Genomic DNA, 26,158 nt, shown 5'->3' on the forward strand with positions numbered 1-26,158 from the left:
GAACATGGATCAGCAACTGATCGCCGCGTACGGGCAGACCGCACCCCAGGCTCGGATGAGCGCGCACGGCAACAAGATCTGTCGGGTCAACATCCAGCCCAACTCGCCGGGAGTGTTGGCCAAGCAGGGCGCGATGATCGCCTACGAGGGCTACATCCGCTTCGAGGGCCACGGCCAGGGCATGCAGCGCCGGATGACCGGCGGCATCACCGGCGAGCGCATGCAACTGATGAAGTGCACCGGCCAGGGCGACATCTACTTCGCCGACTACGGCGCGGACGTGGCCATCATGCAGCTCAACCCGAACGAGGGGCTGTCGGTCAACGCGAGCAACATCCTCGCGTTCGACGAGAACCTGGAACACCGGATCAAGATGGTGAGCGGGGTCACCGCCAAGTTCAGCGGCAACGGCCTGTTCAACATGGAGCTGTCCGGCCAGGGCTGGGTCGCGATCACCACGCGCGGCACGCCGGTCGTCCTCAACCCGTCCGAACGCGAGACCTACGTCGACCCGGACGCCCTCGTCGCGTGGAGCACCAGCCTCAAGGTGGGCACCAAGCGCTCGATGCGGCTCGGCGGCATCGTGGGGCGCGGTTCCGGCGAGGCGATGCAGGTGTCCTTCAAGGGCAACGGCTTCGTCGTCGTGCAGCCGGCCGAGGACGCCACCGACCGTTTCCACGTGCGCGGCTGACCGCGAGCGAAGGAGGAATACCGTGCAAAGCTCGCTTTTCGGCCACGCGCCCGTGCAGACGCCCGAGCGGTTCAGTCTGCAGAACCCGCACATGCTCAAGGTCCAGCTCGGCAACGGGCTGCCCGACCACTGTCTGGCCCGGGTCGGTTCGATGGTCGCCTACCAGGGCGCGATCGACTTCGACGGCAACATGCGCTCCGGCGCCGAACGCCAGGCCGCCGCGGCCACCGGTGAACAGCTCAACCTGATGCGCGCCCACGGCACCGGCACCATGTGGCTGGCCAACATGGCCCAGTCGATCCACGTACTCGACCTCGACTTCGAGGGCCTGACCGTGGACGGCGAGTACGTGCTGGCCCTGGACAGCTCGCTGAGCTGGAACGTGGTGGCGATCGAGAGCGCGCAGTCGGTCGCCGGCGCCGGCTCCTACAACCTGGACATCAGCGGCAACGGCAAGATCGCGCTGATGACCTCGGGCAAGCCGCTGATCATGCGGGTCACCCAGGGCACCGAGGTGTTCGCGGACGCCGACGCGGTGATCGCGTGGAGCACCCGGTTGTCGATCAGCATGCAGGCGCAGACCAACTCGGCGCGCATCTACCGACGCCGCCGGGGCACCGGCGAGGGCTGGAACATGGCCTTCATGGGTGAGGGCTACGTGGTGGTCCAGCCCAGCGAGATGTTGCCGCCCGTCGACTTCATCTCCTCCGGCGGCTACCTGGCCAACCGCGGCCTGGGCCAGAACGGCGGAGTCCAGGGCAACACCTGGGGCCAGTAGCAATCCGGGAACACGTACGCCGAGGGGCGCCCGACCGTCGACGGTCGGGCGCCCCTCGTGGCGTTCGCGCGGCTCAGACCGTCTCGCGGGCCCGGGCCACCAGCGCGCGCACCGCGTCGTCCGTGTCGGCGGGCAGCGCGTCGAACGCGAACCAGCGCAGATCCAGCGACTCCTCGCTGATCAGCTCGGTCGCGCCGGGCGGGGCCAGCGCGACGTACTGCACGTCCAGGTGCACCGCGCACGGCGTGTGATGCCGGTCCAGGCCCACCGGCGCACCGCCCGCGAGCAGGCTCAGCCCGGCGATCCCGGACTCCTCGCGCGCCTCGCGCAGCGCCGCGTCGGCCAGCGTGCGGTCCACCGGCTCGCAGTGCCCGCCGGTCTGCAACCACATGCGGATCTTCGCGTGCAGGGTGAGCAGCACCCGGGCCCGGTCCGCGTCCACGATCACCGCGCTCGCCGTCACGTGCCCGTCCCGACAGGCCTTGAGCATGCCGTCCTCGTGCGCCGCCAGGTGCTCCAGGTACGCCCCGCGCAGTCGGTCCGCACGGTCGTCGGGCGCGTTCCACTTCGACAGCACGTCGACCGCGTCGAGCCGTAGGCTCACGCGCCGGGCCCCTTCTTCCCGTCGTCCTCGCCCTTCGAGTCCTCGCCGCGACCCGGCTCGCCGGCCGGCTTGTCGTCGCCTGCCTGCTCGTCGCCGGCCTTGTCGTCGCCGGGCTTGTCGCCGGTCGACTCCAGCTTGTCCAGGTCCGCGTCCAGCTCGGCGTCCAGGCCGGAAAGGTCGAGCTCGGCGTGGTGCACGAAGCCGTCCGGGTCGTCCAGGTCGTCGGCGGTCGGCAGCAGGTCGGGGTGCTGCCACACCGCGTCCCGGCCGTCGACGCCGCGCGCGTCCGCGAGCGAGGCCCACAGCCGCGCCGCGTCGCGCAACCGGCGCGGGCGCAGTTCCAGGCCGACCAGGGTGGCGAAGGTCTGCTCGGCCGGACCGCCGGTCGCGCGCCGCCGCCGCAGCGTCTCGCGCAGCGCGCCCGCCGAGGGCAGCCGGGGTGCGGCGGCGCTGTGCACGACCGCGTCCACCCAGCCCTCCACGAGCGCCAGCGCCGTCTCCAGACGCGACAACGCGGTCTTTTGCTCCGGCGTCTCCTCGGGCTCGAACAGACCCTGCGAGAAGGCCTCCTGGAGCGCCTCGGGGTTGCTCGGGTCGATCCGCCCCGCGGCCTCCTCCAGCCTGCTCATGTCCACCTTGATGCCCCGCGCGTACGCCTCGACCGCGCCGAACAGGTGCTGCCGCAGCCACGGCACGTGCGCGAACAGTCGCTGGTGCGCGGCCTCGCGCAGGGCCAGGTACAACCGCACCTCGTCCTGCGGCACGGACAGGCCCTCACCGAACGCGGTCAGGTTGGCCGGCAACAGCGCGGCCTTGCCCGCGGGCCCGATCGGCAGCCCGATGTCGGTCGAGCCGACCACCTCGCCGGCCAGCGCGCCCAGCGCCTGCCCGACCTGGGCGCCGAACATCGCGCCGCCCATCCCGCGCATCATGCCGAGCAGCGGCCCGGCCATGCTCTGCATCTCCTCGGGCATCATCTCGCCCATGGCCGCGACCACCCGGGTGGCCAGCGGCTCCACCAGCGCGCGCCACTGGGGCAGCGTCGCCTCGATCCACTCGGAGCGGCTCCAGGCGGCCGTGGTGTGCACACCGGAGGGCAGCGAGGTGGCCTCGTCCAGCCACAGCTCGGCCAGCCGCACCGACTCCTCGACACCCGACCGCTCGACCGCGCCGATCGACGCGTCGCCCTGCTGGGCCACGGTCTGCCGGGCGATGTCGCGGGCCAGGTCCCAGTTGACCGGGCCGCCCTCGTACGACAACAGCTTGCCCAGTTGTTGGAAGGCCGCGCCCAGGTCGGCCTGGTTCATCTGCCCGAACAGCGCGCCGAACGGGTTGTTCGGGTCACCGCCGGCCGCGCCGAAGCCGAACGGGTCGTTCGGATTCGAGCCGCCGGAACCGCCGCCGGGGCGATCGGGATCGTCGTCGCCCGAGGGCTTGCCGAAGCCGAAGGGGAAGTCAGCCATGGTGGGGCCCCTCTACGTTGTCCAGGTGTGTGGTGCCCTCGGGCCCGACCACTCGATGCTGACTCACGGTTACCTCGTCTCGCTCGGCCGGTCCGCCGTCCCGGTCGGAGGCGACGCCGCGCGAAGGCCGAAACGCGCCTGGCGTGAAGATCACAACAACACCTCCGGCAGGATGGATCGCGGACACTGACAGGAAAGGCAAGCAGTCGCGCGTACCTTTCTTGACGAACCGCTCGTACCAAACTAACCACGGGAGACCGCCAGTGAGTTCCCAGCCCCCACGCGTTCGCTCTGGGCGGAGCGGGCGGGAGAGCACGAGCGATGGCACCGGGACCGATGCCTCGGAGACCGCTCCGGAGCCCATTCCCTCGGCCTCGGACCAGCCCTCGGACAAGAGTGTGCCCCGGGTGCGCCCGGTCATCGCGGTCACCGGTGCCGCGGCCGGCCTCGGTCATCGCGTCGCGTCCCTTCTGGCCGCGAACGACCAGGTCAAACGTCTGATCGCGATCGACGAGCGGCGCGGTGAGATTCCCGGCGCACAGTGGCGGATCATGGACGTCCGCGACCCCGCCCTGGCCGGTCGGCTGGAGGGCGTGGACGTGGTGGTGCACCTCGCGCTCGACATGTCGCTCGACTCCGAACCCCGCGCCCGCGGCGCCCGCAACGTGCGCGGCACCCAGACCGTGCTGACCGCCGCCGCCGCGGCCCGGGTGCCCCGGGTGGTGCTGTGCACCTCGGCGATGGTCTACGGCGCGCTGCCGGACAACGCCGTACCACTGGCCGAGGACGCGCCGCTGCGCGCGACGGCGGACGCGTCGCTGGTCGGCGATCTGCTGGAGATCGAGGAACTGGCCGAGCGCACCCCGCGCGCCCACCCGCACGTCAAGGTCACCGTGGTGCGCCCGGCGACGCTGGTCGGCGGGCCCGAGGCGGACAGCGTGATGACCCGGCACTTCGAGGCGCCGCGCCTGCTGGTGGTCTCCGGCGGGCAGCCGCGCTGGCAGTTCTGCCACCTCGACGACCTGGCCTCCGCGCTGGAGTTCGCCGCGCTGGGCCGGGTCGAGGGTGTGGTCACCGTCGGCTCCGAGGGCTGGCTCGAACAGGAGGAGATCGAGGAGCTGTCCGGCATGCGCCGGATGGAGCTGCCCGCGTCGCTGGCCCTGGGCACCGCCGAACGGCTGCACCGACTGGGCATCACGCCCGCGCCGGCGGGCGACCTCGCGTACACGATGCACGGCTGGGTGGTGCCCTCCGAGCGGCTGCGCGCGGCGGGCTGGCGCCCGGTGTGGACCAACGAGGCGGCCTTCGCGGTGCTGCTGGAGGACGTCGACGGGCGGCACGCGCTGGTGGCCCGCCGACTGGGCCGCAAGGACGCCACCACGCTCGGCGCGGCGGGCGCGACCGTGGCCCTGGTGGGCACGGCCGCGATCGTGCGCAAGGTTCGGCGCCGGCGCCGCGGCTTCTGACCTTCGCCGACCTCGCCGACCTCGCCGTCCGCGAGCGGCCCGTCCGCGAGTGCCGGGCGGGCGGGCCCGGCACTCGCGGACGGCGCGCACACGTGCGCGAGGGGACCGGGATGATCGCCCCCGACCGGTCGCGCGCGATACTGCCCGGTATGGACGTCATCCGCATCGCCGAGATCCGCGACACGCCGTTGTCCGTCGACGAGGTTTTCGCCGCGCTCGGCGACCCGTCGGCCGGTGGCACGAGCCTGTTCGTCGGTACGGTCCGTAACGCCGACAGTGGACGCTCGGTCACCGCGCTGGAGTACTCCGCGCACCCCTCGGCCCGGGCCGAGCTGCGTCGGGTGATGGAGAAGATCGCCGCCGACCTGCCGGTGCGCGCGATGGCCGCGGTGCACCGGGTCGGCCGACTGGAGATCGGCGACCTCGCGGTCGTGGTCGGCGTCTCCTGCCCGCATCGCGCGGAGGCGTTCACCGCGTGCCGGCGGCTGATCGACGAGCTCAAGCACGAGGTGCCGATCTGGAAGCTCCAGCACTTCGTGGACGGCGACTCGGACTGGGTCGGCGCCTGCTGAACCCGGCCCGGACACCCGCTCCGATCCCACCCGTCCCCGAGGTCACACCCACCTCGGAGCGGCGGAAATGCACCATCTCCACCACATACATATGATTTAAGCCGTCACCCTCCCCCTCCTGTGGACGGAGTACGTCATGGCGTCTGTCGCGTGGTGGTGGGCAATTCCGGGGGTCGCGCTCGTGCTCGCGGTCTGCTGGGCGGCGTGGACCTGTCGGTCCTTCCGGACGCCGAGCATGCACGAGTCGATGTCCGACTTCGCGGAATGGAGCGCGGCCCTGGACCGGGTCCGCACGGCGACCCCGGTGCAATCCGAACCCACCCCCGACGATGTCGCGGGACCGGCCCAGGAACCGGGCTGCGAAACCCCGTGACGGCCCGGGCCGCACCGGGAAAACCCGGGTGCCGTAGGGTCGGGCGCATGTCGCGCCGCACCGCCACACTGGTCGTCTCGGGGCTGTTGCTGCTGGCCCTGGCCTGCGCCGTCCTGTTCGCGCCGGTGCCCTACGCCGAGCTGAGCCCCGGGCCCACGTACAACACGCTCGGTGACGAAGGCGGCAAGCCGGTCATCGAGATCTCGGGCCACGAGACGTATCCCACCAGCGGCCACCTGAACATGACCACGGTGTCGGTGACCAACAAGTCCTACGACATGCCGCTGCTCGACGCGCTCGCCGGCTGGGTCAAGGGCGACTCGGACGTCGTGCTCAAGAAGTCGCTGTACCCCGACGACAAGTCCGCGGCCGAGGTCGAGCGGGAGAACGCCGAGGAGTTCAGCTCGTCGCAGGAGCACGCCAAGGTCGCGGCGTTCGCGGCGCTGGGCATCCCGATCGAGAAGCAGGTGATCGTGTCCACGGTGGCCAAGGACGCGCCCGCGCTCGGCAAGCTGCACGCCGGCGACATCATCCTGGCCGTGGACGGGACGCCGATCGGCAAGCCCGAGGATGTCGCCGCGGCGATCACCAGGCACCAGGCCGGCGAGAGCGTCACGCTCACCGTCGATCCCGCGGACGCCCGGGGCACCCGGCGCGACGTGCAGGTGGTGACCCGCAAGGCCGAGGACGACGGCCGGGCCCTGGTCGGCATCACGCCGGGCATCCTGCCCAAGTTCCCGTTCAAGGTGGAGATCCACCTCGAGGACGTCGGCGGCCCGAGCGCGGGGATGATGTTCGCGCTCGGCATCGTGGACAAGCTCAGCCCCGGCGACCTGACCGGCGGCAAGTTCGTGGCCGGCACCGGCACCATCGACGACGCGGGCAAGGTCGGCGCGATCGGCGGCATCCAGATGAAGACCATCGGGGCCCGCCGGCAGGGCGCGAAGTACTTCCTGACGCCCAAGGCCAACTGCGCCGCCGCCGCGCAGACCAAGCCGGGCGGGCTGACCCTGATCCAGGTGGAGACCCTGGACGACGCGCTCAAGGCCCTGGAGACGATCCGCACCGGCCAGGGCACGCTGACGGAATGTCATGCGTGACCGGTGCGGACCCCCTCGGGGACTATCGGTCCTCGTCCTCGTCTCCCTCGCCGAACGTGGCCAGCAGCGCCTCGGCCAGCCCCGGCACCAGATCCGCGCCGGAGAGCACCTCGGAGTCGTCGTCCTTGTCCCGCAGCCGCACCGCCGACTCGCGCGAGCCGTCGCGCAGCACGCCGACCGCGAGCCGGACCTCCTGCCGCTGCGGGTGCGACGCCACCCACTCGTGGATCTCCCGATCGCTGCCCACCGCGGGCATGGTCGCCTCGGCGGCCGGCGGCAACATCAGCCGCTCGACCACCAGCGCGCAGCCGAGCACCGCTTCCGGCCACGCGATACTGGCCAGGAACTCGTCGATCGCGACGTTCTCGGGGACTTCCTCCTGCTCGATCGGAGTGAGGGTGTCGATGGGCGCGTCACGGTCGGCGGACAAGCCGAGCTGTGCCGCGAGGTCGGGTTCGGTACGGGCCAATTCCGCGGTGTCCACGAGCGCGTAGAGGCGGGCCTGCTGGTCCCAGCCGTACGCCGCCACGTGGCGTTCGATCTCGACGAGGGCCTGGGTGAGTGCAACGGTCATGGCCCCATCTTCCCGTCTTCACCCCACGGCGGATCACGAGCCTGTATCGGCCGTGTCTGTGGGGAACCACGTCCTGTCTCGGTAAGTTGACCCATCGAGCGCCGACCGGGCGCGTCCAGGTAATGATCGAGGTGCGCACCCTTGGTTTTTCAGATGCCCGAACGAGGCGGCTCAGGTGGCCGTCGGATCAGAATGGGAGCTCCGTCCCGCAGGTCCAGAACCCTGCTCCTGACGCTGGCCATCCTCGTGGTGATCGTTGTCGCGTGGGTGCTGTTCGCGAATTTCTGGACGGATTGGCTCTGGTACAAGTCGGTCGGCTACGGAAACGTATTCACGACCAAGCTGTGGACGCGCATCGGGTTGTTCCTGGTGTTCGGTCTGCTCATGGCCGGGGCCGTCGGCGCCAACGTGTATGTCGCCTATCGACTGCGCCCGGCCTTTCGCGGGATGTCGCTGGAGCAGCAGAGTCTCGACCGATACCGGTCGGCCATCACCCCGTTCCGCACGTGGTTGCTGATCGGCCTGTCGGTCATCATCGGCATCATCGCCGGCACGTCGGCGTCGGGACAGTGGAAGACGTGGCTCCAGTTCGTGAACGGGGTCTCGTTCGGGACCAAGGACCCGCAGTTCCACAAGGACGTCTCGTTCTACGCGTTCGACCTGCCGTTCTATCGGTTCCTGATCAATTTCGCGTTCGTCGCGGTCGTCGTCGGCCTCGTCCTCGCGGTGATCACGCACTACCTCTACGGCGGACTTCGGGTGCAGAGCCCGGGGTCGCGGGCGACACCGGCCGCGCAGGCGCATCTTTCGCTGCTGCTCGGCCTTTTCGTGCTGTTCAAGGCCGTCGCGTACTGGCTGGACCGCTATTCGCTCGCGGTCTCGTCCGGTGATTTCAAGCAGGCCTCGCAATTCACCGGCCTGCGGTACACCGACGCGCACGCGGTATTGCCGGCCAAGACGATCCTGTTCATCGTCGCGCTGATCTGCGCGACGCTGTTCTTCGTCAACGTCTTCCGCCGCACGTGGGCGCTGCCGATCATCGGCTTCGGCCTGATGGTGCTCTCCGCCGTGCTCATCGGCGGGCTGTACCCGGCCATCGTCGAGCGCTTCCAGGTCAAGCCGAACCAGCAGGCCAAGGAAGCCAAGTACATCGAGCGCAACATCCAGGCGACGCGCGACGCGTACGGCATCGACAAGGTGGAGCCGGAGAGGTACGACGGCAACGTCGAGGCCAAGCCCGAGCTCAAGGACCAGGCCGCGAACACGGCCAGCATCCGCCTGCTCGACCCGAACATCGTCTCGCCGACGTTCAATCAGATGCAGCAGCTGCGGCAGTACTACGGCTTCCAGACCACGCTCGACGTCGACCGCTACATGATCGACGGCAAGATGCAGGACACCGTGATCGCGCTGCGCGAGCTCAACCCGAGGGGTGGTCAGAGCCACAACTGGGTCAACGACCACACCAAGTACACCCACGGCTACGGCGTCGTCGCGGCCGAGGGCACCCGGGTGGACCGCGAGGGCAAGCCCGTCTACATCGAGGGCAACATCCGTACGGACGCGCAGGAGGCGGAGACGCCCAGCCCGCTCGGCCCGTACCAGCCGCGGATCTACTTCGGCGAGTCGACCACCGAGTACTCGATCGTGGGCGCGCCGAAGAACACCACGCCGACGGAGGTGGACTACCCGACCGACACCGCGTCCGGCCAGGCCACCTACACGTACAACGGCAAGGGCGGCGTCCCGATCGGCGGCATGTTCAACAAGCTGCTGTACGCGACGAAGTTCCAGGAGGGCAACATCCTGCTCTCCGACACGATCAACAAGGATTCCCGGATCCTGTACAACCGCACGCCCAAGGAGCGGGTCGAGGCGGTCGCGCCGTGGCTGACCATCGACGGTGACCCGTATCCGGCGGTGATAGACGGCAAGGTGCAGTGGATCGTCGACGCGTACACGACCAGCAACGGTTATCCGTACGCGACCCGCACCACGCTGGGCGACGCCACCGCGGACTCGCTGAACGCGGAGGACCGGGCCCGGGGGGCGGTCGGCAACACCGGCAACGTCAACTACATCCGCAACTCGGTGAAGGCGACGGTCGACTCGTACGACGGCTCGGTCAAGCTCTACCAGTGGGACGAGCAGGACCCGGTTCTGAAGACCTGGATGAAGGCCTTCCCGAACACGATCAAGAAGAAGAACACGATCCCGCCCACCCTGATGGAGCACCTGCGCTACCCGCAGGACCTGTTCAAGGTGCAGCGTGATCTGCTCACCCGGTACCACGTGACCGACCCGCGCACGTTCTTCAACGGCTCCGACTTCTGGAAGGTCCCCAAGGACCCGACGGGCCGGGTGCCGGGCTCGGGCGACCAGCCGCCGTACTACCTGTCGATGAAGATGCCGTCCGCGACGCCGGGCGGTGCGCCCGACGCGCAGCAGTCGTTCCAGTTGACCAGCACGTTCGTGCCGAAGGAACGGCAGAACCTGGCGGCCTTCATGGCGGTGAACTCCGAACCGGGGTCACCGGGCTACGGGAAGATCAGACTCCTGAGTCTGCCGCCGAACACGGCGATCCTGGGTCCGGATCAGATGCAGAACCAGTTCAAGTCGAACGCCGCGGTCGCCCAGGTGATCAACATCCTGCAGCGCGGTGACTCGGTGGTGGTCTACGGCAACCTGCTGAGCCTGCCCGTGGGCGGCGGCATGTTGTACGTGGAACCGGTGTACGTCCAGGCGAACGCCGCCGGGTCGTATCCGGTGCTGCAGAAGGTGCTGGTCTCCTACGGCGGCAGCATCGCCTTCGAGGACACTCTGGATCAGGCCCTGAGCAAGGTGTTCAGCGGCTCGCCGACCACGACGGTGCCACCGACCGACACCGGTACGCCGCCGTCCACCGGCACCCCGCCGGGCACCGGCACCACGCCGCCGCCGACGACCGAGAACCCGACGGTCAAGCAGGCGCTGGATGAGGCCAACCAGGCACTCAAGGACGCGGACGCGGCCATGAAGGCCGGTGACTTCGCCAAGTACGGCGAGGCGCAGAAGCGGCTCCAGGCCGCCGTGAACAAGGCCATCGCGGCCGAGCAGGCGGCGGCGCAGCCGCCGGCGGGCACCCCGCCGGCGTCGACGCCGCCCGCGAGCGGGACGCCACCGGCCTCCACGGCGCCCAAGCCGTGACCGCCGGTGCGTGACGCGTGACGCAGGCCCGTCCCCTCCGGGGGCGGGCCTGTCGCGTTATCGATTTGGTGTGCGGCCTCGGGTCACGTAAGCTCAAGGCACAACGCATCGCGGGGTGGAGCAGTTCGGTAGCTCGCTGGGCTCATAACCCAGAGGTCGCAGGTTCAAATCCTGTCCCCGCTACTCGATGAAAACGCGAGAGGCCCGGTTCCTTGGGGAACCGGGCCTCTCGCGTTGTGTGTGCCGGGAGTTGCGGGTCGTGCCGCGTTGCTCGATGCCCGCGGGCCGGATCGGTCGGGTCGGCCGTGATCCGGATCGGGACATGACCCGACTCGGAGAGTCGGGCGGAGGCGCACGGACTTGAGGGTGTCGGACTAGAGCGCGATCTGGCGGCGGCGCTTGGCGCGCAGCGGAGCCATCAGGGTCACGCGTGCCAGCCGATGGGTGCCGCGCTGATCGTTGCGCGGAGCCAGGCTCTGGATGATGGCGGCCGATTCGAGGCTGTTCGCCGTCTCCTGCGTCGTGGCATGGCCGATGAGGGCGAGGTGCCGCTCGAGGCGCTCGCCCACGCCGCTTCGGCCTACGTCCATCGGCGGAACCGGGACTCGGCGCGGCATGCTCGGATGGTCCATTCCTGATATGACCACGACGCAGACCGTACCCCATCGGGGGGACGCCGTGACGGCTTCCGGCCCCATGTCGAGACCCGATCGTGTTTCGGATTGGCCGGCAACCCGGTTGTGGCGCAATCGAACTCCTGGGCAACCAGGGGTAATTGCTGTCAAAGGGGAAGCACGCGGGGCTCGGGGTGGGCGCGCGCATGTTCACCCCATGGTCTGAATCCGGCCGCTCTCCCGGGGGACGTGCCGATGCGCGCGGGTCGAAGGCGCCGGGTCGGGTGCCCGGGGCCGCCTCGGAGCGGATTTGCCTGCCCCGGGGCGCTGTCGTACAGTTGGGTCTACCGACGCGGGGTGGAGCAGCTCGGTAGCTCGCTGGGCTCATAACCCAGAGGTCGCAGGTTCAAATCCTGTCCCCGCTACCACATCGAAGGGCCCGGTCTCACGACCGGGCCCTTCGTGCGTGCGCCGACAAGGTGTGTTCCGCCACAATTCGGTCCGAGTCGGGTGGGTCGTTGCCGAATCGCGACTGCATGGATGTGGCCCGAGATGCCACGATGGACTCATGGGGGCGTGGAAGGGACATCGCGGACGGCGGGGGGAGCACCCACCGCCGGATCCGGACGTCTTCGAAGCGGTGCCGGAGGGCCCCGACACCGTGGTCCTGGACCGCGGTCGAGCCGCTGCCGCGACCGCTCCCGCGCATCCCGACGACTACGCGGTCCTGGTTCCGTTCCGACCGCGCCGGCGTAGTCCCGGCGGCAGCGTCGAGGGGCACGAGGCGCTGGATCGACACGAGTCGGCCGAACTCGAGCGACGCTATCGCGAGCGGGCCGGCCGCAGCCCCTCCGCCGCGAACACCCTCGCGCTGATGTTGCTCGAGCGGGGCGAACAGGACGAGGCCGCCGAGTTGTTGCACCGGGCCGCCGAGGCGGGACACCGGGGCGCGGCGACCAACCTCGGCGTGTTGATGCACCGTCAGGGGCGGGACGACGCGGCGTCGTTGTGGTGGCACCGGGCGGCCGAGGCGGGCAGCCGGATCGCGGCGTTCTCGCTCGGCGCGCTGCTGCTGGATCAGGCCGACGCGGCGCGGGCGGGTGCCGGCGCGGGCGTGGGCGAGTACCACGATCTGTCCGGGCAGGGCGTCTATTGGCTGCGCAACGCGGCCGAGTCGGGGCATGTGCGGGCCGCGCTCACGCTGGGCGAGTTCTTCGAGCTGACCGGGCGGGCCGGGGCCGAGCGGTGGTATCGCCGGGCGGCCGAGGCGGGGCATCCCGAGGCGGCCTATCGGCTCGGCCGGATGGGGCAGGAGCGCGACGACGAGCGCGCGGCGTCGACGTGGTTCCTGCGCGCGGCCTCGTGCGGGCATGTGCGGGCCGCGGTGCGGCTGGCGACCTCGCTGGAGCGGGCGGGGGATACCGCGGAGGCGATCGGGTGGTACCGGCTCGCGGCCGAGGAGGGCGATGCCGAGGGCGCCCGGGCGCTCGGGTTCCTGTTGCAGGACTCGGGCGACGTCGAGGGCGCGGTGCGGTGGTGGCAGGTCGCCGCGGAGTCCGGCGACGGTACGGCGGCCAACGCGCTCGGGGCGTGGTTCGCCGCCGGTGGGCGCGCCGGTGAGGCGGCCCGGTGGTACGAGCGGGCCGCGGCGGCGGGCGAGTGCAACGGGGCTTTCAACCTGGGCCTGTTGCACGCCGAGCACGAGGATGTGGCGGGCGCCGAGCGCTGGTTCCGGATGGCCGCCTACGCGGGGCACGGGGACGCGGCCAACGCGCTGGCCGGGCTGTTGCTGGAGCGCGGGGACGACGAGGAGGCGCGGATATGGTTCGCGCGGGCCGCCGAGGCGGGCAGCGTGGACGGCTCGTACAACCTGGGCATCCTGCACTCGCGCAACGGTCTCGACGACGCCGCCGAGACGTGCTGGCAGCGGGCGGCGGAGGCCGGACACGCGGACGCGGCACTCCAGTTGGGGCTGTTGCTGGAGCGTCGTGGCGATGCCGAGGGGGCGGCGCGCGCGTATGAGACGGCGGCGCGGGCGGACCGGCCGACGGCGGCGTTTCGGCTCGGTGCGATGCTCGCGGACGCGGGGGCGGGCGAGCAGGCGGAGCGCTGGTACGGGGTGGCCGCGGACGCGGGGCACGTGACGGCGGCGCTGCGCTGCGGGGTGCTGTGTGCGCGGCGCGGCGAGGACAAGTCGGCGGCGCGGCGGTTCAAGGTCGCGGCCGAGGCGGGCAGTGTCTCGGGCGCGTGGAACCTGGCGCTGTTGCACCTGCGGCACGGGGACCCGGAGGGCGCGGAGCCGTGGCTGACGGTGGCGGCGCGCGGAGGGCACGGGCGGGCGGCGTTGCGGCTGGTGGTGTTGGCGCTGCGGCGTGGGGATCTGGCCGACGCGGAGCACTGGTGTGGGCCGGCGGTGGAGCACGGTCCCGCGGAGGTCGCGGCGAAGGCGCAGCGGCTGCTCGACGCGTTTCGTGCGGAGTCGCTGGCGAGTTGACCGTTGGCTCCGCGATGTGGGTTGGCCTGCGGCTGGGTGTTGCGCGGCTTTGGTGTCCTCAAACGCCGGACGGGCTGATTTGGTGTGGTCGGGTGGGTCGGCTGCGGTTGGGTGTTGTGCTGGGTTGGGTGTCCTCAAACGCCGGACGGGCTGGATTTTGGGTGGGTCTGGTGGGTGCGCTGCGGTTTTCGGGTGTCCTCGAGCGCCGGACGGGCTGACTGTGGTGCGGTCGGGGTGGGTTGCCGGGCTGGGTGTTGCCGGGTCGGGGGGCCTCAAGCGCCGGACAGGCTGATTTGGTGTGGTCGGGTGGGTTGTTGTGGTTGGGGGGCGAGTGGGGTGGATTTGGTGGGGGCGGTGGGTTGTTGGGGGCGGGGGTGTGGTGGGCTGGGGGATGGGTTCGGGGTTTGACGGGAGGCGGGCTATGGGGCGTGGGCGGTTGTGGCGGGGGCGGGGGGTCGGGGACGCGGGGATTGTTGTGGGGGAGTGGCCCCGAGGTGGTGGGCCGGGGGAGTTGGTGGCGTATTTGCGGGGTGTGGCGCTGACGGGGGACGGGGACCTGGACGCGGTCGTGGCGCGGGTGGTCGGGTTGTCCGCGGGCACCCTCGTGCGGGTGGATCGGGCCGCTCGGCCGAGGTCGGCGGTGGGGGTGCTCGGCGGTTTGGGGCCGGCCCGGGTGTTGTTGCGTACGCGTCCGCATCCGTTGGTGGCCGCGGTGTCGAGCATGGACGAGAACGGTGGGCTGCGCGAGGAGGCGGTGGTTCGGCTGGCGGCCGAGCCCGGGCCGTTGGCCGCGGTCTTCCTGGCGTTGCGCACCGACGACTGGGTGGACTCGGTGCGCGAGCGGGCGTTGGCCGCGCTGCGCTGGCACGACGAGCCGGACGAGGTGCGGGCGGTGGTACCCGTGCTCGACGCCCTCAGTGGGCGGGCCCGGTCCAAGGGTGTGCTGGACGCCTATCGCCAGGCGCTGCTCGCACATCCGCGTCAGGACGCCGTGGGTCGTGCGTTGGCCGCCGAGAAGGAGCCGAGCGTGCGTCGCCTGGGAGTTGAACTCCTGGACGAGGCGGCCCTGTTGGCGATCGCGCTGCGGGACGCGGATCACGCGTGCCGGACCGCCGCCGGGCATGCGCTGCTGGCCCGCCTGCGCGGTCGGGACCGGCATCACGTCGCGTTGCGGCTGCTGCGGGTGCCCGACCCGAGGGTGCGTGAGCGAGCGGTCGAGGTGTTGCCGGCCGGGACCGAACCGGCCGCGCTCGCGGGCGCCCTGGCGGATCGTTCGCCCAAGGTGCGTGACGCCGCGCGGCGCAGGTTGCGGGCCGGGGGCACCGATCCGGCCGCCGCCTACCGGGACTTCCTGCGTGCCCAGGCGTCGCCGGGGATGTTGCTCGGTCTCGCCGAGTGCGGCGGTGACGAGGACCTGGACATCCTGCACGCGCACCTGGACGCGGAGCGGTCCGCGCTGCGCCGGGCGGCCCGGGCCGGCGCGGTCCACCTGGTCCGCCGGACCACGTCCCCCTGACCCGTGCCCCGGCGCCGGCCCGGGCGCCGGGGTCCCCGCTTCAGGGGCGCTTGCAGTCCGGGCAGATGCCGCGGAAGGTGATCTCGGCGCCGGAGACGTCGAAGCCGAAGCGCTCGGCCTCGGGGAGGCCGGCGACCGGGTCGCAGTCCGGATGCACATCGCGGATCGTCCCGCACGCGCCGCACACCAGATGCTGGTGCGCGATGCGGGCGTTGGGGTCGTACCGCTTCGCGCGCCCGTCGGTGCCCACCTCCAGCACCTCGCCGAGCAGGACGAGTTCGCCCAGCGTGTTGTAGACGGTCGCCCGGCTGATCTCCGGCAGTCGTTCGCCGGCCCGCGCGTGCACCTCGTCGGCGGTCAGATGCACGTGGTCCCCGTTCAGCACCTCGGCCACCACACGACGCTGCGCGGTCAGGCGCCATCCCCGCGCGCGCAGTCGCTCCGGAAGGTCGCTCATGGGAACGAAGATACACGTCCATGATTGGAACTGGTCTAAATACTGTTCTGGACAAAGTCCAAACTTGGCTCTAGGTTGGGCGTCGGACCGCAGCACGAGCAACGCCAGGGGAGACGCAGACCATGTCGCAGCAGCCGAACACGCTGACCACCGAATCCGGCGCACCGGTGGCCGACAACCAGAACAGCCAGGCCGCGGGCCCCGGCGGGCCGTTGTTGCTCCAGGACCAGTACCTGATCGAGAAGTTGGCCCGGTTCAACCGCGAGCGCATCCCGGAGCGTGTGGTGCACGCCCGGGGCTCGGGCGCGTTCGGCCACTTCGAGGTCACCGCGGACGTGTCCCGGTTCACCCGGGCGCACTTCCTGGCCGAACCGGGCCGACGTACCGAGGTGTTCACCCGCTTCTCCACCGTCGCCGGCAACCTCGGCTCGGCGGACGCGGTGCGCGATCCGCGCGGGTTCGCGGTGAAGTTCTACACCGAGGAGGGCAATTACGACCTCGTCGGCAACAACACCCCGATCTTCTTCATCAAGGACCCGCTGAAGTTCCCGGACTTCATCCACACCCAGAAGCGCGACCCGTACACCGGCATCCACGAGGCCGACAACGTCTGGGACTTCTGGTCGCACTCGCCCGAGGCCATCCACCAGGTCACGTGGCTGTTCGGCGACCGCGGCATCCCCGCGTCGTACCGGCACATGGACGGCTTCTCCTCGCACACCTACCAGTGGGTCAACGCCGAGGGTGCGGCGTTCTGGGTGAAGTACCACTTCAAGACCGACCAGGGCATCAGGAACCTGACCGCCGAGACCGCCGCCGCGCTCGCGGGCGCCGACGCCGACTCGCACCAGCGCGACCTGCTCAACGCGATCGACGCCGGCGTCGCGCCGTCGTGGACGCTGAAGGTGCAGATCATGCCGGTCGCGGAGGCCGCGACCTATCGGTTCAACCCGTTCGACCTGACCAAGGTGTGGCCGCACGCCGACTACCCGCTGATCGAGGTTGGTCGGCTGACCCTGGACCGCAACCCGGAGAACGTGTTCGCCGAGGTCGAGCAGGCGGCGTTCAACCCGGCCAACTTCGTGCCGGGGATCGGCCCCAGCCCGGACAAGATGCTCCAGGGCCGGCTGTTCGCCTACGGCGACGCGCACCGCTACCGGGTGGGCGTCAACCACACCCGGCTCCCGGTCAACGCGCCGCGCGCCACGGTCGCCCGCAACCACGGGCGAGACGGGCAGATGGCGACCAACCCCGGTGGTCGGGCCAAGAACTACGAGCCGAACAGCTTCGGCGGCCCGTACGAGAGCGGTGTGCCGCTGTGGGCGCCGACCGGGGTGGCCGGCGCGACCGGGACCCACGAGGCCCCCGCGCACGCCCAGGACGACGACTACGCGCAGGCGGGCGACCTGTACCGGCTGATGTCGGCGGACGAGCAGGCCCGCCTGGTGGCCAACATCTCCGGCTTCCTGGCGCAGGTCTCGCGAGAGGACATCATCGACCGCGTCGTCGGCCACTTCCGGGCCGCCGACCAGGCCTACGGCGACCGGATCGCGGCGGCCGTGAAGGACCTGCGCGCCTGATCGCCCCCCGGAACCGCCGCCCGGTACCTGAGCCGCGAATCGGTACCGGGCGGCGCTCATTCGTACGCGGATCCGGCCCGCCGATCGTCGGATGGTAAAGTTTTCGCCAAGTCGATCGAACGCGCCCCGCCGGACGGAGGGGAGCACGTGTGCCGCAGCGGCCGAACCGCCGGTCTGCGCCGGTCGTCGCGTTGCTCTTCGTGCTCTCCCTGGTGGCCGCCTTCGGTGCCGGGTTCGCCCGGGGCGAGGGAGCCGGTGGATCGTTGCCGGTGGCCGCGGCCAACGTGCACGCGACCCCGGTGCCCGGGGGGTCGCCCGGCCCCGAACGGCCCCAGGACTGCCGACCCGCCTCGGCGACCTCCGCGCTGCCCGCGGCCGGCGAACTCGATCGGCCCGAGGCGGACCCGTACCCGCACCCCGACCTCGCGACGTTCGTCGCCGCCGGCGCGTGCCTGCCGCGGCCGACCCCGTGCCGCCCGTCGCCGGGACGCGCACCGATCCGCCCGCCGGCCGCGGCCCGCGCCCGCCTCCCGCACGAGCACCACCGGTCCGCGCCGGGACCTGACGCTCGGCCCCAGGCCCTGTCCGGCTGATCCCGGTCGGTCCGCGCCGCCTGGCACCGCGCCTCGCCGCACCGGAGAAACAGCCGAATGCAACCACCGTGCGGCTGCCTCTCCGGCACGCCGACGCACGGCATCCGCCCTTCGGGCTCCTCGCTGCGCTCACGACGCGGCCCGATCCACCGGGATCCGCCGGACCGGGCCCAGCCGACGCCAGCCGTCCCCGACGACGCCCGGACCCGACCACCGCCCCGGAAGGACGGTGATCTTCGTGCATCTCGCGGAGGCCCTGATCGCACTCGGCGGCGCATTCCTCGCCGCCGGAATCCTCGCCCGCACCGGCGCCCGCATCGGGCTGCCGACCATCCCGCTGTTCATGCCGGCCGGCATCCTGTTCGGCCCCAACACCCCCGGCATCGCCCTCGTCGACAACCCGGCCGACCTGCAACTGCTCGGTGCGATCGGCCTGGTCTTCCTGCTGCTCAACGGTGTCGCCGGGGTGGCCGCCGCGCGGATCTGCGAACTCGACCGGTCGCAGGCCTCGAACGTGGTGTTCACGATCTTGTCCCGAGGCGAGTTCGCGCTGGTCCTGGCCGCCCTCGCGGCGGGAGCCGGCGGTCTGGACGCGCGACTCGCGCCGTTCATCGCGGGCTATGTGCTGGTGATGGCGGTGCTCGGGCCGCTCGCCGCGACCCACTCGCGCGTGTTCGAACGGGCGTTGCCCGCCCGGCTGTTCCGGGCCCGGGAGGGCGCCGTCGGGGAGCGAGTCGGCTGAGGCCGACGCGGGCGACCGGGCCGCGACCGGTCGCCCGCCGCGCTCAGCCCACCAACTCCTGGGTCCGCTGGGCCTCGTGTATCTGGCAGCGCACGATGTCGCGGACCGAGATGATGCCGAGCACGTCGCAACCGTCGAGCACGATCAGGTGGCGGAAGCCGCCGCGCGTCATCGCCGCCGCCGCGTCCGCCAGGGTCCACGACGGGGTCGCGAAGACCACGTTCGAGGTGAGGTGGTCGCCGGCGAACTCGGTGTCGGGATCCTGGCCCGCGCCGATCGACATCAGGATGTCCCGCTCGGTCAGGATGCCCAGACCGGATGTGTCCGGGTCGATCACCACCGCGGCGCCGATCTGGCGGGCGGACATCAGGCGCGCCGCGGCGCGGAGTGTGTGGGCGGGGCCGATGGTCAGAACGATCGTGCTCATGCCGTCGCGGACGAACATGTGACACCACCTCCGTCGGGGCGTGGATGTCAGGGCGGGGGGTGTGCTCGAGAAAGAATTCACAAGTTCACAAGCCCTGTTTTCACATGGTCACATGCCCGGGAAGGTCAAGGGAAGGTATAGCGGGCAACTCACTCGAAGGGAGTAGCTCGGGTGGGACCCGACGATTCGTCGGAATCCGCTCAGGCGTGCCCGTGCGGGTCGCCGAGCCGGTCCAGCAACTCGTCGTGCAACAGGCCGTTGGACGCGGCCGCGGTGCCACCGGCCGGACCCGGAGCGCCACCGAGCGAGGTGAACCGCCCGCCCGCCTCCTCGACGATCACCGACAGCGGCGCGAGGTCCCACAGGTTGACCTCGGGTTCCGCGCAGATGTCCACCGCGCCCTCGGCGACCAGCATGTACGACCAGAAGTCGCCGTAGGCGCGGGTGCGCCAGCAGGCCCGGGTCAGGTCCAGGAAGTCGTCCATCCGGCCGCGCTCCTCCCAACCGCCCATGCTCGAGTACGCGAACGACGCGTCCTCGATCGCGGCCACCTTCGACACCCGGCAGCGCGAGGCCTGGGACAGACTGCGGCCGGTCCACGCCCCCGCGCCCTTCGCGGCCCACCAGCGGCGACCCAGCGCGGGCGCGGAGACCACGCCCATCACCGACTCGTCGCCGTCCATCAGCGCGATCAGCGTCGCCCATACGGGTACGCCGCGGACGAAGTTCTTGGTGCCGTCGATCGGGTCGATCACCCAGCGCCGGGGGCCGTGGCCGCTCGAGCCGAACTCCTCGCCCAGCACCGCGTCCCGCGGCCGACCGCGCCCGAGTTGATGCCGGATGATCTCCTCGGCGGCCTTGTCCGCGTCGCTGACCGGGGTCATGTCCGGCTTCGTCTCGACCCGCAGGTCGAGGGCCTTGAAGCGGTCCATGGTGGTCGCGTCGGCGGCGTCCGCGAGAACGTGGGCGAAGCGCAGGTCGTCGTCATAGCCGGGCATGAGCGAACAGTACCGGCGGCTCGCCCGGGTGTCCGCGCGCCCCGCGCGCAGGGACACACTTACGCGCCGTCGCCGGGGCCTCGTACGCTCGTTAGGCAGACAAGGAAGCGCGGCCGGCGACAGTCGACAACCGTTCGTCGGTCGTGCGCGTGTTACGAGTACGAGTCGATGGCGGAGGGGGTGCGGGACCGCGATGGCACTGTTCGGGGTCGGGCGCAGAGCGACACACGGCAAAGAGGCCGTACCGGGACCCGGTCTCGTCCAACCGCGTCGAAGTCTGGACGGTTGGACGCTGGAGGGCACCCCGCTCGCGGACCGTTTCGAGCGCGAGGATCTGCGCGAACTGGGCACCCTGCTGCACGGTGTCGGGGCCGAGATGCGCACCGCGTGGACCTACGAGCGCGCGGCCGACCTGCTGGAGCGCGCGGGCGAGCGGCCGCAGGCGCTGGCCGTCGTCGAGGTGTGGTTCGCGCTGCCCGAGGAGGTGCGCCGGGCCAATCCCGCCGCGACCCGATCGCTGGGCCGGCGCCGGCAGCGGCTGCGCAGTCGGTTGGGCACCGCTGCCGGACCCGCCGCGGCCATCCCGGCGCAGGCCAGGACCGCGGTGTCGATACCGGCCAAGCCGGGCACGCCGCCCCCGGTGCCGGGCGGGGAAGGGGCCGGGGCGCCCAGGGCCGAGGCGAAGGGCGGATCGCGGACCGGTCAGGCTACTCGCTGGTAATCGATCGTCCCGAAGGGGTTCCGGTCCGCGCGATGAGGGCGTAGGACAGCGGTACACGGCTACCGCCGCCCGCACGTCACACGTCTGCCGCGAGGAGAACGCCCGTGTCGACGCACGACCTGTACGCGCTGCCCGCCGACATGACCGTCTGGGAGGTCCCCGCGTCGGGGGCCGCCCGCTTCAACTGGGAGTACGACGAGGGCCGCGACCGGCTCCTGTCGTTGTACGCCAAGGGCAAGGACAAGCAGTGGGACGCCGCCCGGCGGATCGAGTGGGATCTGCCGGTGGACCCGATGAACCCGCTGGGCATGCCCGAGGAACTGCACACGCTGTACGGCACCCGGAGCTGGAACATGATGTCCCAGCGGGAGCGCGACGAGCTGGGTCGGCACGCCATCGCCTGGCAGTTCAGCCAGTTCCTGCACGGCGAACAGGGCGCGCTGATCTGCAGCGCGCGGATCGCCGAGTCGGTCCCGGACCTGGACGCGAAGTTCTACGCGGCCACCCAGGTGATGGACGAGGCCCGGCACGCCGAGGTGTACGCGCGCTTCCTCAAGGACAAGGTCGGGCTGTACTACCCGATCAACCCGAGCCTGAAGTCGCTGCTCGACGACACGCTGTCCGACGCCCGCTGGGACATGCCCTATCTGGGAATGCAGGTGCTGATCGAGGGGCTGGCGCTGGCCGCCTTCGGGATGTTGCGCGACCTGACCACGGTCGCGCTGCCCAAGCAGATCCTGGCCTACGTGATGCAGGACGAGGCCCGGCACGTCGCGTTCGGCCGGATGGCGCTGCGCGACTACTACCGCGAGTTGACCGACGCCGAGCGCGGCGAGCGCGAGGAGTTCGTGGTCGAGGGCTGCTACCTGATGCGCGACCGGCTGCGCGACGAGGAGGTGTGGGAGAACTTCCAGATCGACAAGGTCGAGGCGCGCGAGGCCACCGAGAACTCCGAATACCTGCGCGAGTTCCGCCGGTTGTTGTTCAGTCGGATCGTGCCGTGCATCAAGGACATCGGCCTGTGGGGGCCCAGGGTGCGGGAGACCTTCGCCGAGATGGGCGTGCTGGACATGGGCGATTCCAACGTCGAGCGGATGATGCGCGACGACGAGGACCAGGCCGAGGCGCTGGACCGGGACCGGCGCATCCGCGCGGAGGAACGGGCCCGGGCCGCCGAGGTCACCGACATGGTGGACCTGGGCGCTCAGGACTAGAGCGGGCTAGATTTTCGGTATGACCGATCTTGTGCGTTCCCGTCCGCCCGCCTTCGTCTTCGACCTCGACGGCACGCTCGTCGACAGCGTCTACCACCACGTCATGTCGTGGCAGGAGGCGCTCAGCGAGGCGGGCATCGACCTGGCGATGTGGCGGATCCACCGCAAGGTCGGGATGAGCGGCGGGCTGTTCGTCAAGGGCATCCAGCGCGAGACGGGCATCGACCTGTCACCCGAGCAGGTCGAGGCGCTGACCGACGCGCACGGGCGCAACTACGCCGCTCGGGTGCCGTTCGTGGAGCCCCTGCCCGGTGCCCCGGAGCTGCTGCGCCACCTCACCAGGGTGGGCATCCCCTGGACCATCGCCACCAGCGGGCGGCGGGCCGGCGCCGAACCGATGCTGGCCAAGCTCGGCGCGCCGGCCGACCTGGCGATGGTCACCCGTGACGAGGTGGCCCGGGCCAAGCCGGACCCCGACCTGTTCCTGGCCGGCGCCGCCAAGCTCGGGGTCGACCCGGCCCAGTGCGTCGTGGTCGGGGACAGCATCTGGGACCTGCTGGCCGCGCGCCGGGCGGGTTCGCTGGGCGTGGGGCTGCTCTCCGGCGGCTACGGCGCGGACGAGCTCGAACGCGCGCACGCCTTCCGGGTCTACGACGAGCCGGGCGACCTGCTCGCGCACATCGACGAACTGGGCGTACGCGGCGACTGACCGTGCCCCGGGCATCCGGGTGATCCTGTCCGGCAACGCGTCCCGGCCGGAGCCCGACGTCCTACCCTGGAGACATGGGTCCGGCCGACGAACCTGCGGAACTGCTCCGTCTCCTCGCCGACGACACCCGGTTGAAGGTGTTCGCCGCGTTGGTGCTGGAGGCCCGTCTCAGCTCCGATATCGCCGATCGCACGGGGCTCTCGCTCCGGGAGGCGATCAAGGCGCTGGCCCGGCTGGAGTCGGTGGGGCTGGTCGCGCGGGCCGGGGACGGCTGGCACGCGTGTCCCGAGGCGCTCGCCCAGGCCGCGGCCGGGATGGGCGAGGAACCGGACGACGCGTTCGCCGACCGGGGCCCCGCCGAGGCGGCGGTGCTGCGCACCTACCTCGCCCGGGGCCGGGTCCGCCAATTGCCCGTGCAGCGGGCCAAGCGGCTGGTGGTCCTCGATCACGTCGCGAGCAGTTTCGAACCCGGTGTGCGCTACGACGAGGCCGAGATCGAGGAGACGCTGCACCGGTTCATGGACGACCACGCCGCGCTGCGCAGGCACCTCGTGGACGAGGGCTTCCTCGGCCGCGAGGGCGGGGTGTACTGGCGCACGGGCGGGTCGTTCGTGGTTTGAACGGCCCGCCCGCGCGATGGGTTCGGCGGGCCGAAGCCCGCGCGCTGTGTCTAGCGGGCCGGGACCCGCTCGATGTCGATCCCGCCGTTGTCCGTGGCCACGTCGATCACCCGGTTCGAGCGCGGGTCGTTGTCGACGTCGTTGCGCACTCCGCCGTTGTCGGTCTTGGTGGAGACCCGGTAGGTGTTCTCGTCGTCGGGCACGCTGATCCGGACGCCGCCGTTGTCGGTGCGTACCTTCACGTTCGTGGGCGCGGTGTCCAGGCGCAGGCGGACGCCGCCGTTGTCCGTGTCCACCGAGATCCGGCCGGCGTTCACCCGGGCCACGGAGACGCCGCCGTTGTCGGTGCCCAGGGTCAGGTTCCCGGTGCTGTCGCTGATGTCGATGCCGCCGTTGTCGGTATCGAAGCGCATGTCCTGCCGCAGCCCGTTCGCGCTGATCCGGCCGTTGTTCGTGGAGACGTGCAGCGGCACGTCGAGCGGGACCTTGATCCGGTAGGAACCCTCGCAGTTGACGTTGACGAAGCCCGGACAGTGCAGGCGGAGCTCGAGCCGGTTGCCCACCAGGGTCCAGCTCGGGTCGGGGCCGTTGATGCTGTGGGTGACCTTGCGGTCCACGGTGATCTTCCCGGGCTCACCCGGTTCGAGGGTGACCCCGCCGTTGTCCGTGTCGATGACCAGATCGCCGCTGCCGAGCGCGAAGGCCTTCTGGTCGCGCACGTCGTGGCTGGAGAGCACGGTGATCCCGGTCCACGCCGCCAGCAGGATCCCTCCGATGGCGAACACCCCACCGAAGAAGATCAATGACGTCCGTAGCGGCCTTTTCATGACACTCTCCCCGACAGGTGATCCGAAGCTGCCCAAACTGTATGAGCGGCGGGCCCGGGCCCGGCATCCGGCGGTCACCCGAACCGGGGGTAGGGCTGGCCCCCCTGAGCGGACCGTGACGGGTCGGGCGGGGCGAGTGTTCGACACCCGCTGAACCCGGGCACTCTGGGAGCCGTTGGTCTGTGCGAGGGTCGTTCCCGCCCTCGGGTCCCGACCGCTTAGGAGTGCCGTTTCATGTTCGACACCGTCTCCGGCCTGCCCCTCCACGTCCTGGTCGTGCACTTGGCGGTGGTCATCGTGCCGGTGGCGGCGATCGCGAGCGTGCTCGTGGCGGTCCGCCGGTCCTGGCTGCTGCGCGCCGGGTGGTGGGTGGTCGGCCTGGACGCCGCCGCCGCGCTGACCACCTTCGTCGCCAAGGAGAGCGGCGAGAAGCTGCTCGCCCGACTGGACCGGCTCGGCGACGGTACGCGCAACGCCGCCGTGCAGACGCACGTGGACCGGGGCGCGGACATGCTCTGGTACGCGCTCGGCCTGCTCGGCGTCACGCTGGTGTTGCTGCTGGTCGCCCGGCATCGGGCCGCCGCGACCTTCCGGCCGCGGACGATACCGCCGATCGTGGTCCCCATCGTGGCCGCGTTGACCGTGGTGGCCGCGGTGCTCGCGGTCGTCCAGGTGGTGCGGGTGGGCGAGTCCGGTTCGAAGGCGGTCTGGGAACCCACTGTGCAGAACAGCCTCGCGGCGCCGCGCTGACCCGCGCGGACCCCCGGGGCGACACCCGGAGTCAGTCGCCCTCGTCGCGCTCGCGCGTGCTCAGCAGCCGGCGCAGCGAATACAACCGGGCCGGGTCCGCGTGCCCGGCCTCGACCCACGCGTCCAGCGCGCAGTCCCGCTCGTCGTGCGAGCACGCCCGCGGACAGTTCTCGGTGCCCGCCGCGAGGTCGGGGAACGCGTTGATCACCCGGCTGAGGTCGACGTGGTTGAGTCCGAACGAGCGCACACCCGGGGTGTCCACGACCCAGCCGCGGCCCTCGCCGGGCTCGGCCGCCTCGCCCGCGAAGGGGGGCAGCCGCAGGGTCAGCGCCGACGTGGTGGTGTGTCGGCCGCGGCCGGTCACCTCGTTGACGTGTCCGACCGCGCGCTGGTGATCCGGGACCAGCTCGTTGACCAGGGTGGTCTTACCGACTCCGCTGTGGCCGACGAAGACGGTGATCTTGCCGGCCAGGCGCGCGCGGATCGGGTTCAGGTCCCAGTCGGACGCGCTCCTGGTGACCACGTACTCGACGCCGAGTGCGCCGTACATCTCCAACAGGTCGTCGGGAGAGGCGAGATCGGCCTTGGTCAACACCAGCAGCGGCTCCAGGCCCGCGTCGTAGGCCGCGACCAGGCAGCGGTCGATCAGGCGCGGGCGCGGCTCCGGGTCGGCCAGCGCGGTGACGATCGCGAGCTGGTCGGCGTTGGCCACGATGATCCGCTCGTACGGGTCGTCGTCGTCCGCGGTGCGGCGCAGAGTGCTACGGCGCTCCTCGACCCGGACGATCCGGGCCAACGAGCCGTCCTCGCCGCTGAGGTCGCCGACGATGCCGACCCGGTCGCCGACCACGACGCCCTTGCGGCCCAGCTCGCGGGCCTTCATCGCGGTGATCGAGCGGTCCGGCGCGTCCTCGTCCTCCAGCAGGCAGGTGTACCGACCCCGGTCGACGGTCAGCACCCGGCCCTCGCGGGCGTCCTCGTGCTTGGGCCGGGTCCGGGTGCGCGGGCGCGAGCCGCGCTTGCCCGGGCGGATCCGGATGTCGTCCTCGTCGAGGTCCTTGCGTCGGTTGGAGCCGAGTCCCGCCATCG

The 26,158-nt window shown here is 71.2% G+C and carries 25 protein-coding genes, 2 tRNA genes and 1 pseudogene; 19 read left to right on the forward strand and 9 right to left on the reverse strand.

The features are described from left to right. The first annotated feature begins 4 nt into the window (after window positions 1–4). Complete coding sequence (locus tag OG948_RS23455; protein ID WP_406298371.1) at window positions 5–691, forward strand: AIM24 family protein; 687 nt, start codon at window positions 5–7, stop codon at window positions 689–691. Window positions 692–713: 22 nt separating this feature from the next. Beyond that, window positions 714–1,469, forward strand: coding sequence for an AIM24 family protein (locus OG948_RS23460; RefSeq protein ID WP_406298372.1), 756 nt, complete (start codon window positions 714–716; stop codon window positions 1,467–1,469). A 73-nt stretch (window positions 1,470–1,542) separates the two neighbouring features. Here the strand turns inward: OG948_RS23460 and OG948_RS23465 are convergent, their stop codons facing one another. Further along, on the reverse strand, window positions 1,543–2,073 hold the full coding sequence (locus OG948_RS23465) for an NUDIX hydrolase (protein ID WP_406298373.1): 531 nt from the start codon (window positions 2,071–2,073) through the stop codon (window positions 1,543–1,545). Further along, on the reverse strand, window positions 2,070–3,536 hold the full coding sequence (locus OG948_RS23470) for a zinc-dependent metalloprotease (RefSeq protein WP_406298374.1): 1,467 nt from the start codon (window positions 3,534–3,536) through the stop codon (window positions 2,070–2,072). The genes OG948_RS23465 and OG948_RS23470 overlap by 4 nt, the downstream gene beginning before the upstream one ends. 263 nt (window positions 3,537–3,799) lie before the next feature. On the opposite strand from OG948_RS23470, the gene OG948_RS23475 reads away from it, so the two are divergent. From OG948_RS23475 to OG948_RS23490, 4 genes are all read left to right on the forward strand, one after another. Beyond that, window positions 3,800–5,002, forward strand: coding sequence for an NAD-dependent epimerase/dehydratase family protein (locus OG948_RS23475; RefSeq protein ID WP_395866266.1), 1,203 nt, complete (start codon window positions 3,800–3,802; stop codon window positions 5,000–5,002). A 149-nt stretch (window positions 5,003–5,151) separates the two neighbouring features. Continuing rightward, window positions 5,152–5,574, forward strand: coding sequence for a molybdenum cofactor biosynthesis protein MoaE (locus OG948_RS23480; RefSeq protein ID WP_406298375.1), 423 nt, complete (start codon window positions 5,152–5,154; stop codon window positions 5,572–5,574). A 136-nt stretch (window positions 5,575–5,710) separates the two neighbouring features. Then, window positions 5,711–5,947, forward strand: coding sequence for a hypothetical protein (locus tag OG948_RS23485; RefSeq protein ID WP_406298376.1), 237 nt, complete (start codon window positions 5,711–5,713; stop codon window positions 5,945–5,947). A gap of 47 nt (window positions 5,948–5,994) precedes the next feature. Next, on the forward strand, window positions 5,995–7,047 hold the full coding sequence (locus OG948_RS23490; protein WP_406298377.1) for a PDZ domain-containing protein: 1,053 nt from the start codon (window positions 5,995–5,997) through the stop codon (window positions 7,045–7,047). Between the two features lie 22 nt (window positions 7,048–7,069). Here the strand turns inward: OG948_RS23490 and OG948_RS23495 are convergent, their stop codons facing one another. Further along, a complete protein-coding gene (locus tag OG948_RS23495; protein WP_406298378.1) occupies window positions 7,070–7,621 on the reverse strand; it encodes a PPA1309 family protein in 552 nt (183 codons plus the stop codon). Between the two features lie 153 nt (window positions 7,622–7,774). Here OG948_RS23495 and OG948_RS23500 point away from each other — a divergent pair, with 153 nt between their 5' ends. Both OG948_RS23500 and OG948_RS23505 read left to right on the forward strand, forming a co-directional pair. Next, a complete protein-coding gene (locus OG948_RS23500; RefSeq protein WP_406298379.1) occupies window positions 7,775–10,807 on the forward strand; it encodes a UPF0182 family protein in 3,033 nt (1,010 codons plus the stop codon). A gap of 109 nt (window positions 10,808–10,916) precedes the next feature. After that, window positions 10,917–10,990 (forward strand) — tRNA-Met (locus OG948_RS23505). Window positions 10,991–11,181: 191 nt separating this feature from the next. Here OG948_RS23505 and OG948_RS23510 read toward each other — a convergent pair. Next, the gene (locus OG948_RS23510; RefSeq protein WP_406298380.1) at window positions 11,182–11,454 is read right to left on the reverse strand and encodes a hypothetical protein; all 273 of its coding nucleotides are present in this window, start codon (window positions 11,452–11,454) and stop codon (window positions 11,182–11,184) included. A gap of 318 nt (window positions 11,455–11,772) precedes the next feature. Here OG948_RS23510 and OG948_RS23515 point away from each other — a divergent pair. The 3 genes from OG948_RS23515 (at window position 11,773) to OG948_RS23525 (ending at window position 15,431) form a co-directional block, all read left to right on the forward strand. Next, window positions 11,773–11,849: transfer RNA gene (locus OG948_RS23515), tRNA-Met, on the forward strand. Between the two features lie 140 nt (window positions 11,850–11,989). Beyond that, complete coding sequence (locus OG948_RS23520; RefSeq protein ID WP_406298381.1) at window positions 11,990–13,915, forward strand: tetratricopeptide repeat protein; 1,926 nt, start codon at window positions 11,990–11,992, stop codon at window positions 13,913–13,915. 514 nt (window positions 13,916–14,429) lie between these two features. Further along, on the forward strand, window positions 14,430–15,431 hold the full coding sequence (locus OG948_RS23525) for a hypothetical protein (protein WP_406298382.1): 1,002 nt from the start codon (window positions 14,430–14,432) through the stop codon (window positions 15,429–15,431). Window positions 15,432–15,471: 40 nt separating this feature from the next. On the opposite strand, the gene OG948_RS23530 is transcribed toward OG948_RS23525, so the two are convergent. After that, window positions 15,472–15,888: a Fur family transcriptional regulator gene (locus OG948_RS23530; RefSeq protein WP_406298383.1), complete on the reverse strand. Its 417-nt coding sequence runs from the start codon at window positions 15,886–15,888 to the stop codon at window positions 15,472–15,474. Between the two features lie 122 nt (window positions 15,889–16,010). On the opposite strand from OG948_RS23530, the gene OG948_RS23535 reads away from it, so the two are divergent. The 3 genes and pseudogenes from OG948_RS23535 to OG948_RS23545 all read left to right on the forward strand — a co-directional run. Then, on the forward strand, window positions 16,011–17,468 hold the full coding sequence (locus tag OG948_RS23535) for a catalase (RefSeq protein ID WP_406298384.1): 1,458 nt from the start codon (window positions 16,011–16,013) through the stop codon (window positions 17,466–17,468). 149 nt (window positions 17,469–17,617) lie between these two features. Further along, window positions 17,618–18,061 carry a hypothetical protein gene (locus OG948_RS23540; RefSeq protein WP_406298385.1) on the forward strand — a complete coding sequence of 148 codons (444 nt, stop codon included), beginning with the start codon at window positions 17,618–17,620 and terminating at the stop codon, window positions 18,059–18,061. Window positions 18,062–18,320: 259 nt separating this feature from the next. Continuing rightward, window positions 18,321–18,509 (forward strand): annotated as a pseudogene (locus tag OG948_RS23545) (cation/H(+) antiporter); the annotation flags it as partial. Between the two features lie 337 nt (window positions 18,510–18,846). On the opposite strand, the gene OG948_RS23550 reads toward OG948_RS23545, so the two are convergent. Together OG948_RS23550 and hisN are read right to left on the reverse strand one after the other, a co-directional pair. Next, window positions 18,847–19,248 carry a cyclic nucleotide-binding/CBS domain-containing protein gene (locus tag OG948_RS23550; protein ID WP_395866241.1) on the reverse strand — a complete coding sequence of 134 codons (402 nt, stop codon included), beginning with the start codon at window positions 19,246–19,248 and terminating at the stop codon, window positions 18,847–18,849. 182 nt (window positions 19,249–19,430) lie between these two features. Next, complete coding sequence (hisN, locus tag OG948_RS23555; protein WP_395866239.1) at window positions 19,431–20,228, reverse strand: histidinol-phosphatase; 798 nt, start codon at window positions 20,226–20,228, stop codon at window positions 19,431–19,433. Window positions 20,229–20,421: 193 nt separating this feature from the next. On the opposite strand from hisN, the gene OG948_RS23560 reads away from it, so the two are divergent. The 4 genes from OG948_RS23560 to OG948_RS23575 all read left to right on the forward strand — a co-directional run bounded on the left by OG948_RS23560 (window position 20,422) and on the right by OG948_RS23575 (window position 23,492). Beyond that, window positions 20,422–20,949, forward strand: coding sequence for a hypothetical protein (locus tag OG948_RS23560; protein ID WP_406298386.1), 528 nt, complete (start codon window positions 20,422–20,424; stop codon window positions 20,947–20,949). 104 nt (window positions 20,950–21,053) lie between these two features. Continuing rightward, window positions 21,054–22,163 carry a ferritin-like domain-containing protein gene (locus OG948_RS23565; protein ID WP_406298387.1) on the forward strand — a complete coding sequence of 370 codons (1,110 nt, stop codon included), beginning with the start codon at window positions 21,054–21,056 and terminating at the stop codon, window positions 22,161–22,163. 19 nt (window positions 22,164–22,182) lie between these two features. Continuing rightward, window positions 22,183–22,872, forward strand: a complete 690-nt coding sequence (locus tag OG948_RS23570) for an HAD family hydrolase (protein ID WP_395866234.1) — start codon at window positions 22,183–22,185, stop codon at window positions 22,870–22,872. A 74-nt stretch (window positions 22,873–22,946) separates the two neighbouring features. After that, window positions 22,947–23,492: a DUF2087 domain-containing protein gene (locus OG948_RS23575; protein ID WP_406298388.1), complete on the forward strand. Its 546-nt coding sequence runs from the start codon at window positions 22,947–22,949 to the stop codon at window positions 23,490–23,492. Window positions 23,493–23,542: 50 nt separating this feature from the next. Here the strand turns inward: OG948_RS23575 and OG948_RS23580 are convergent, their stop codons facing one another. Continuing rightward, on the reverse strand, window positions 23,543–24,319 hold the full coding sequence (locus OG948_RS23580; protein WP_406298389.1) for a DUF4097 family beta strand repeat-containing protein: 777 nt from the start codon (window positions 24,317–24,319) through the stop codon (window positions 23,543–23,545). A 234-nt stretch (window positions 24,320–24,553) separates the two neighbouring features. On the opposite strand from OG948_RS23580, the gene OG948_RS23585 reads away from it, so the two are divergent. Further along, entirely contained in the window at window positions 24,554–25,069 is a 516-nt protein-coding gene (locus OG948_RS23585; RefSeq protein WP_406298390.1) for a DUF2231 domain-containing protein, read from the forward strand. Window positions 25,070–25,100: 31 nt separating this feature from the next. Here the strand turns inward: OG948_RS23585 and rsgA are convergent, their stop codons facing one another. Then, entirely contained in the window at window positions 25,101–26,156 is a 1,056-nt protein-coding gene (gene rsgA, locus OG948_RS23590) for a ribosome small subunit-dependent GTPase A (protein ID WP_406298391.1), read from the reverse strand. Window positions 26,157–26,158: the final 2 nt, after the last annotated feature.

The sequence above is a fragment of the Embleya sp. NBC_00888 genome, from assembly GCF_045207655.1.
GTDB lineage: Bacteria > Actinomycetota > Actinomycetes > Streptomycetales > Streptomycetaceae > Embleya.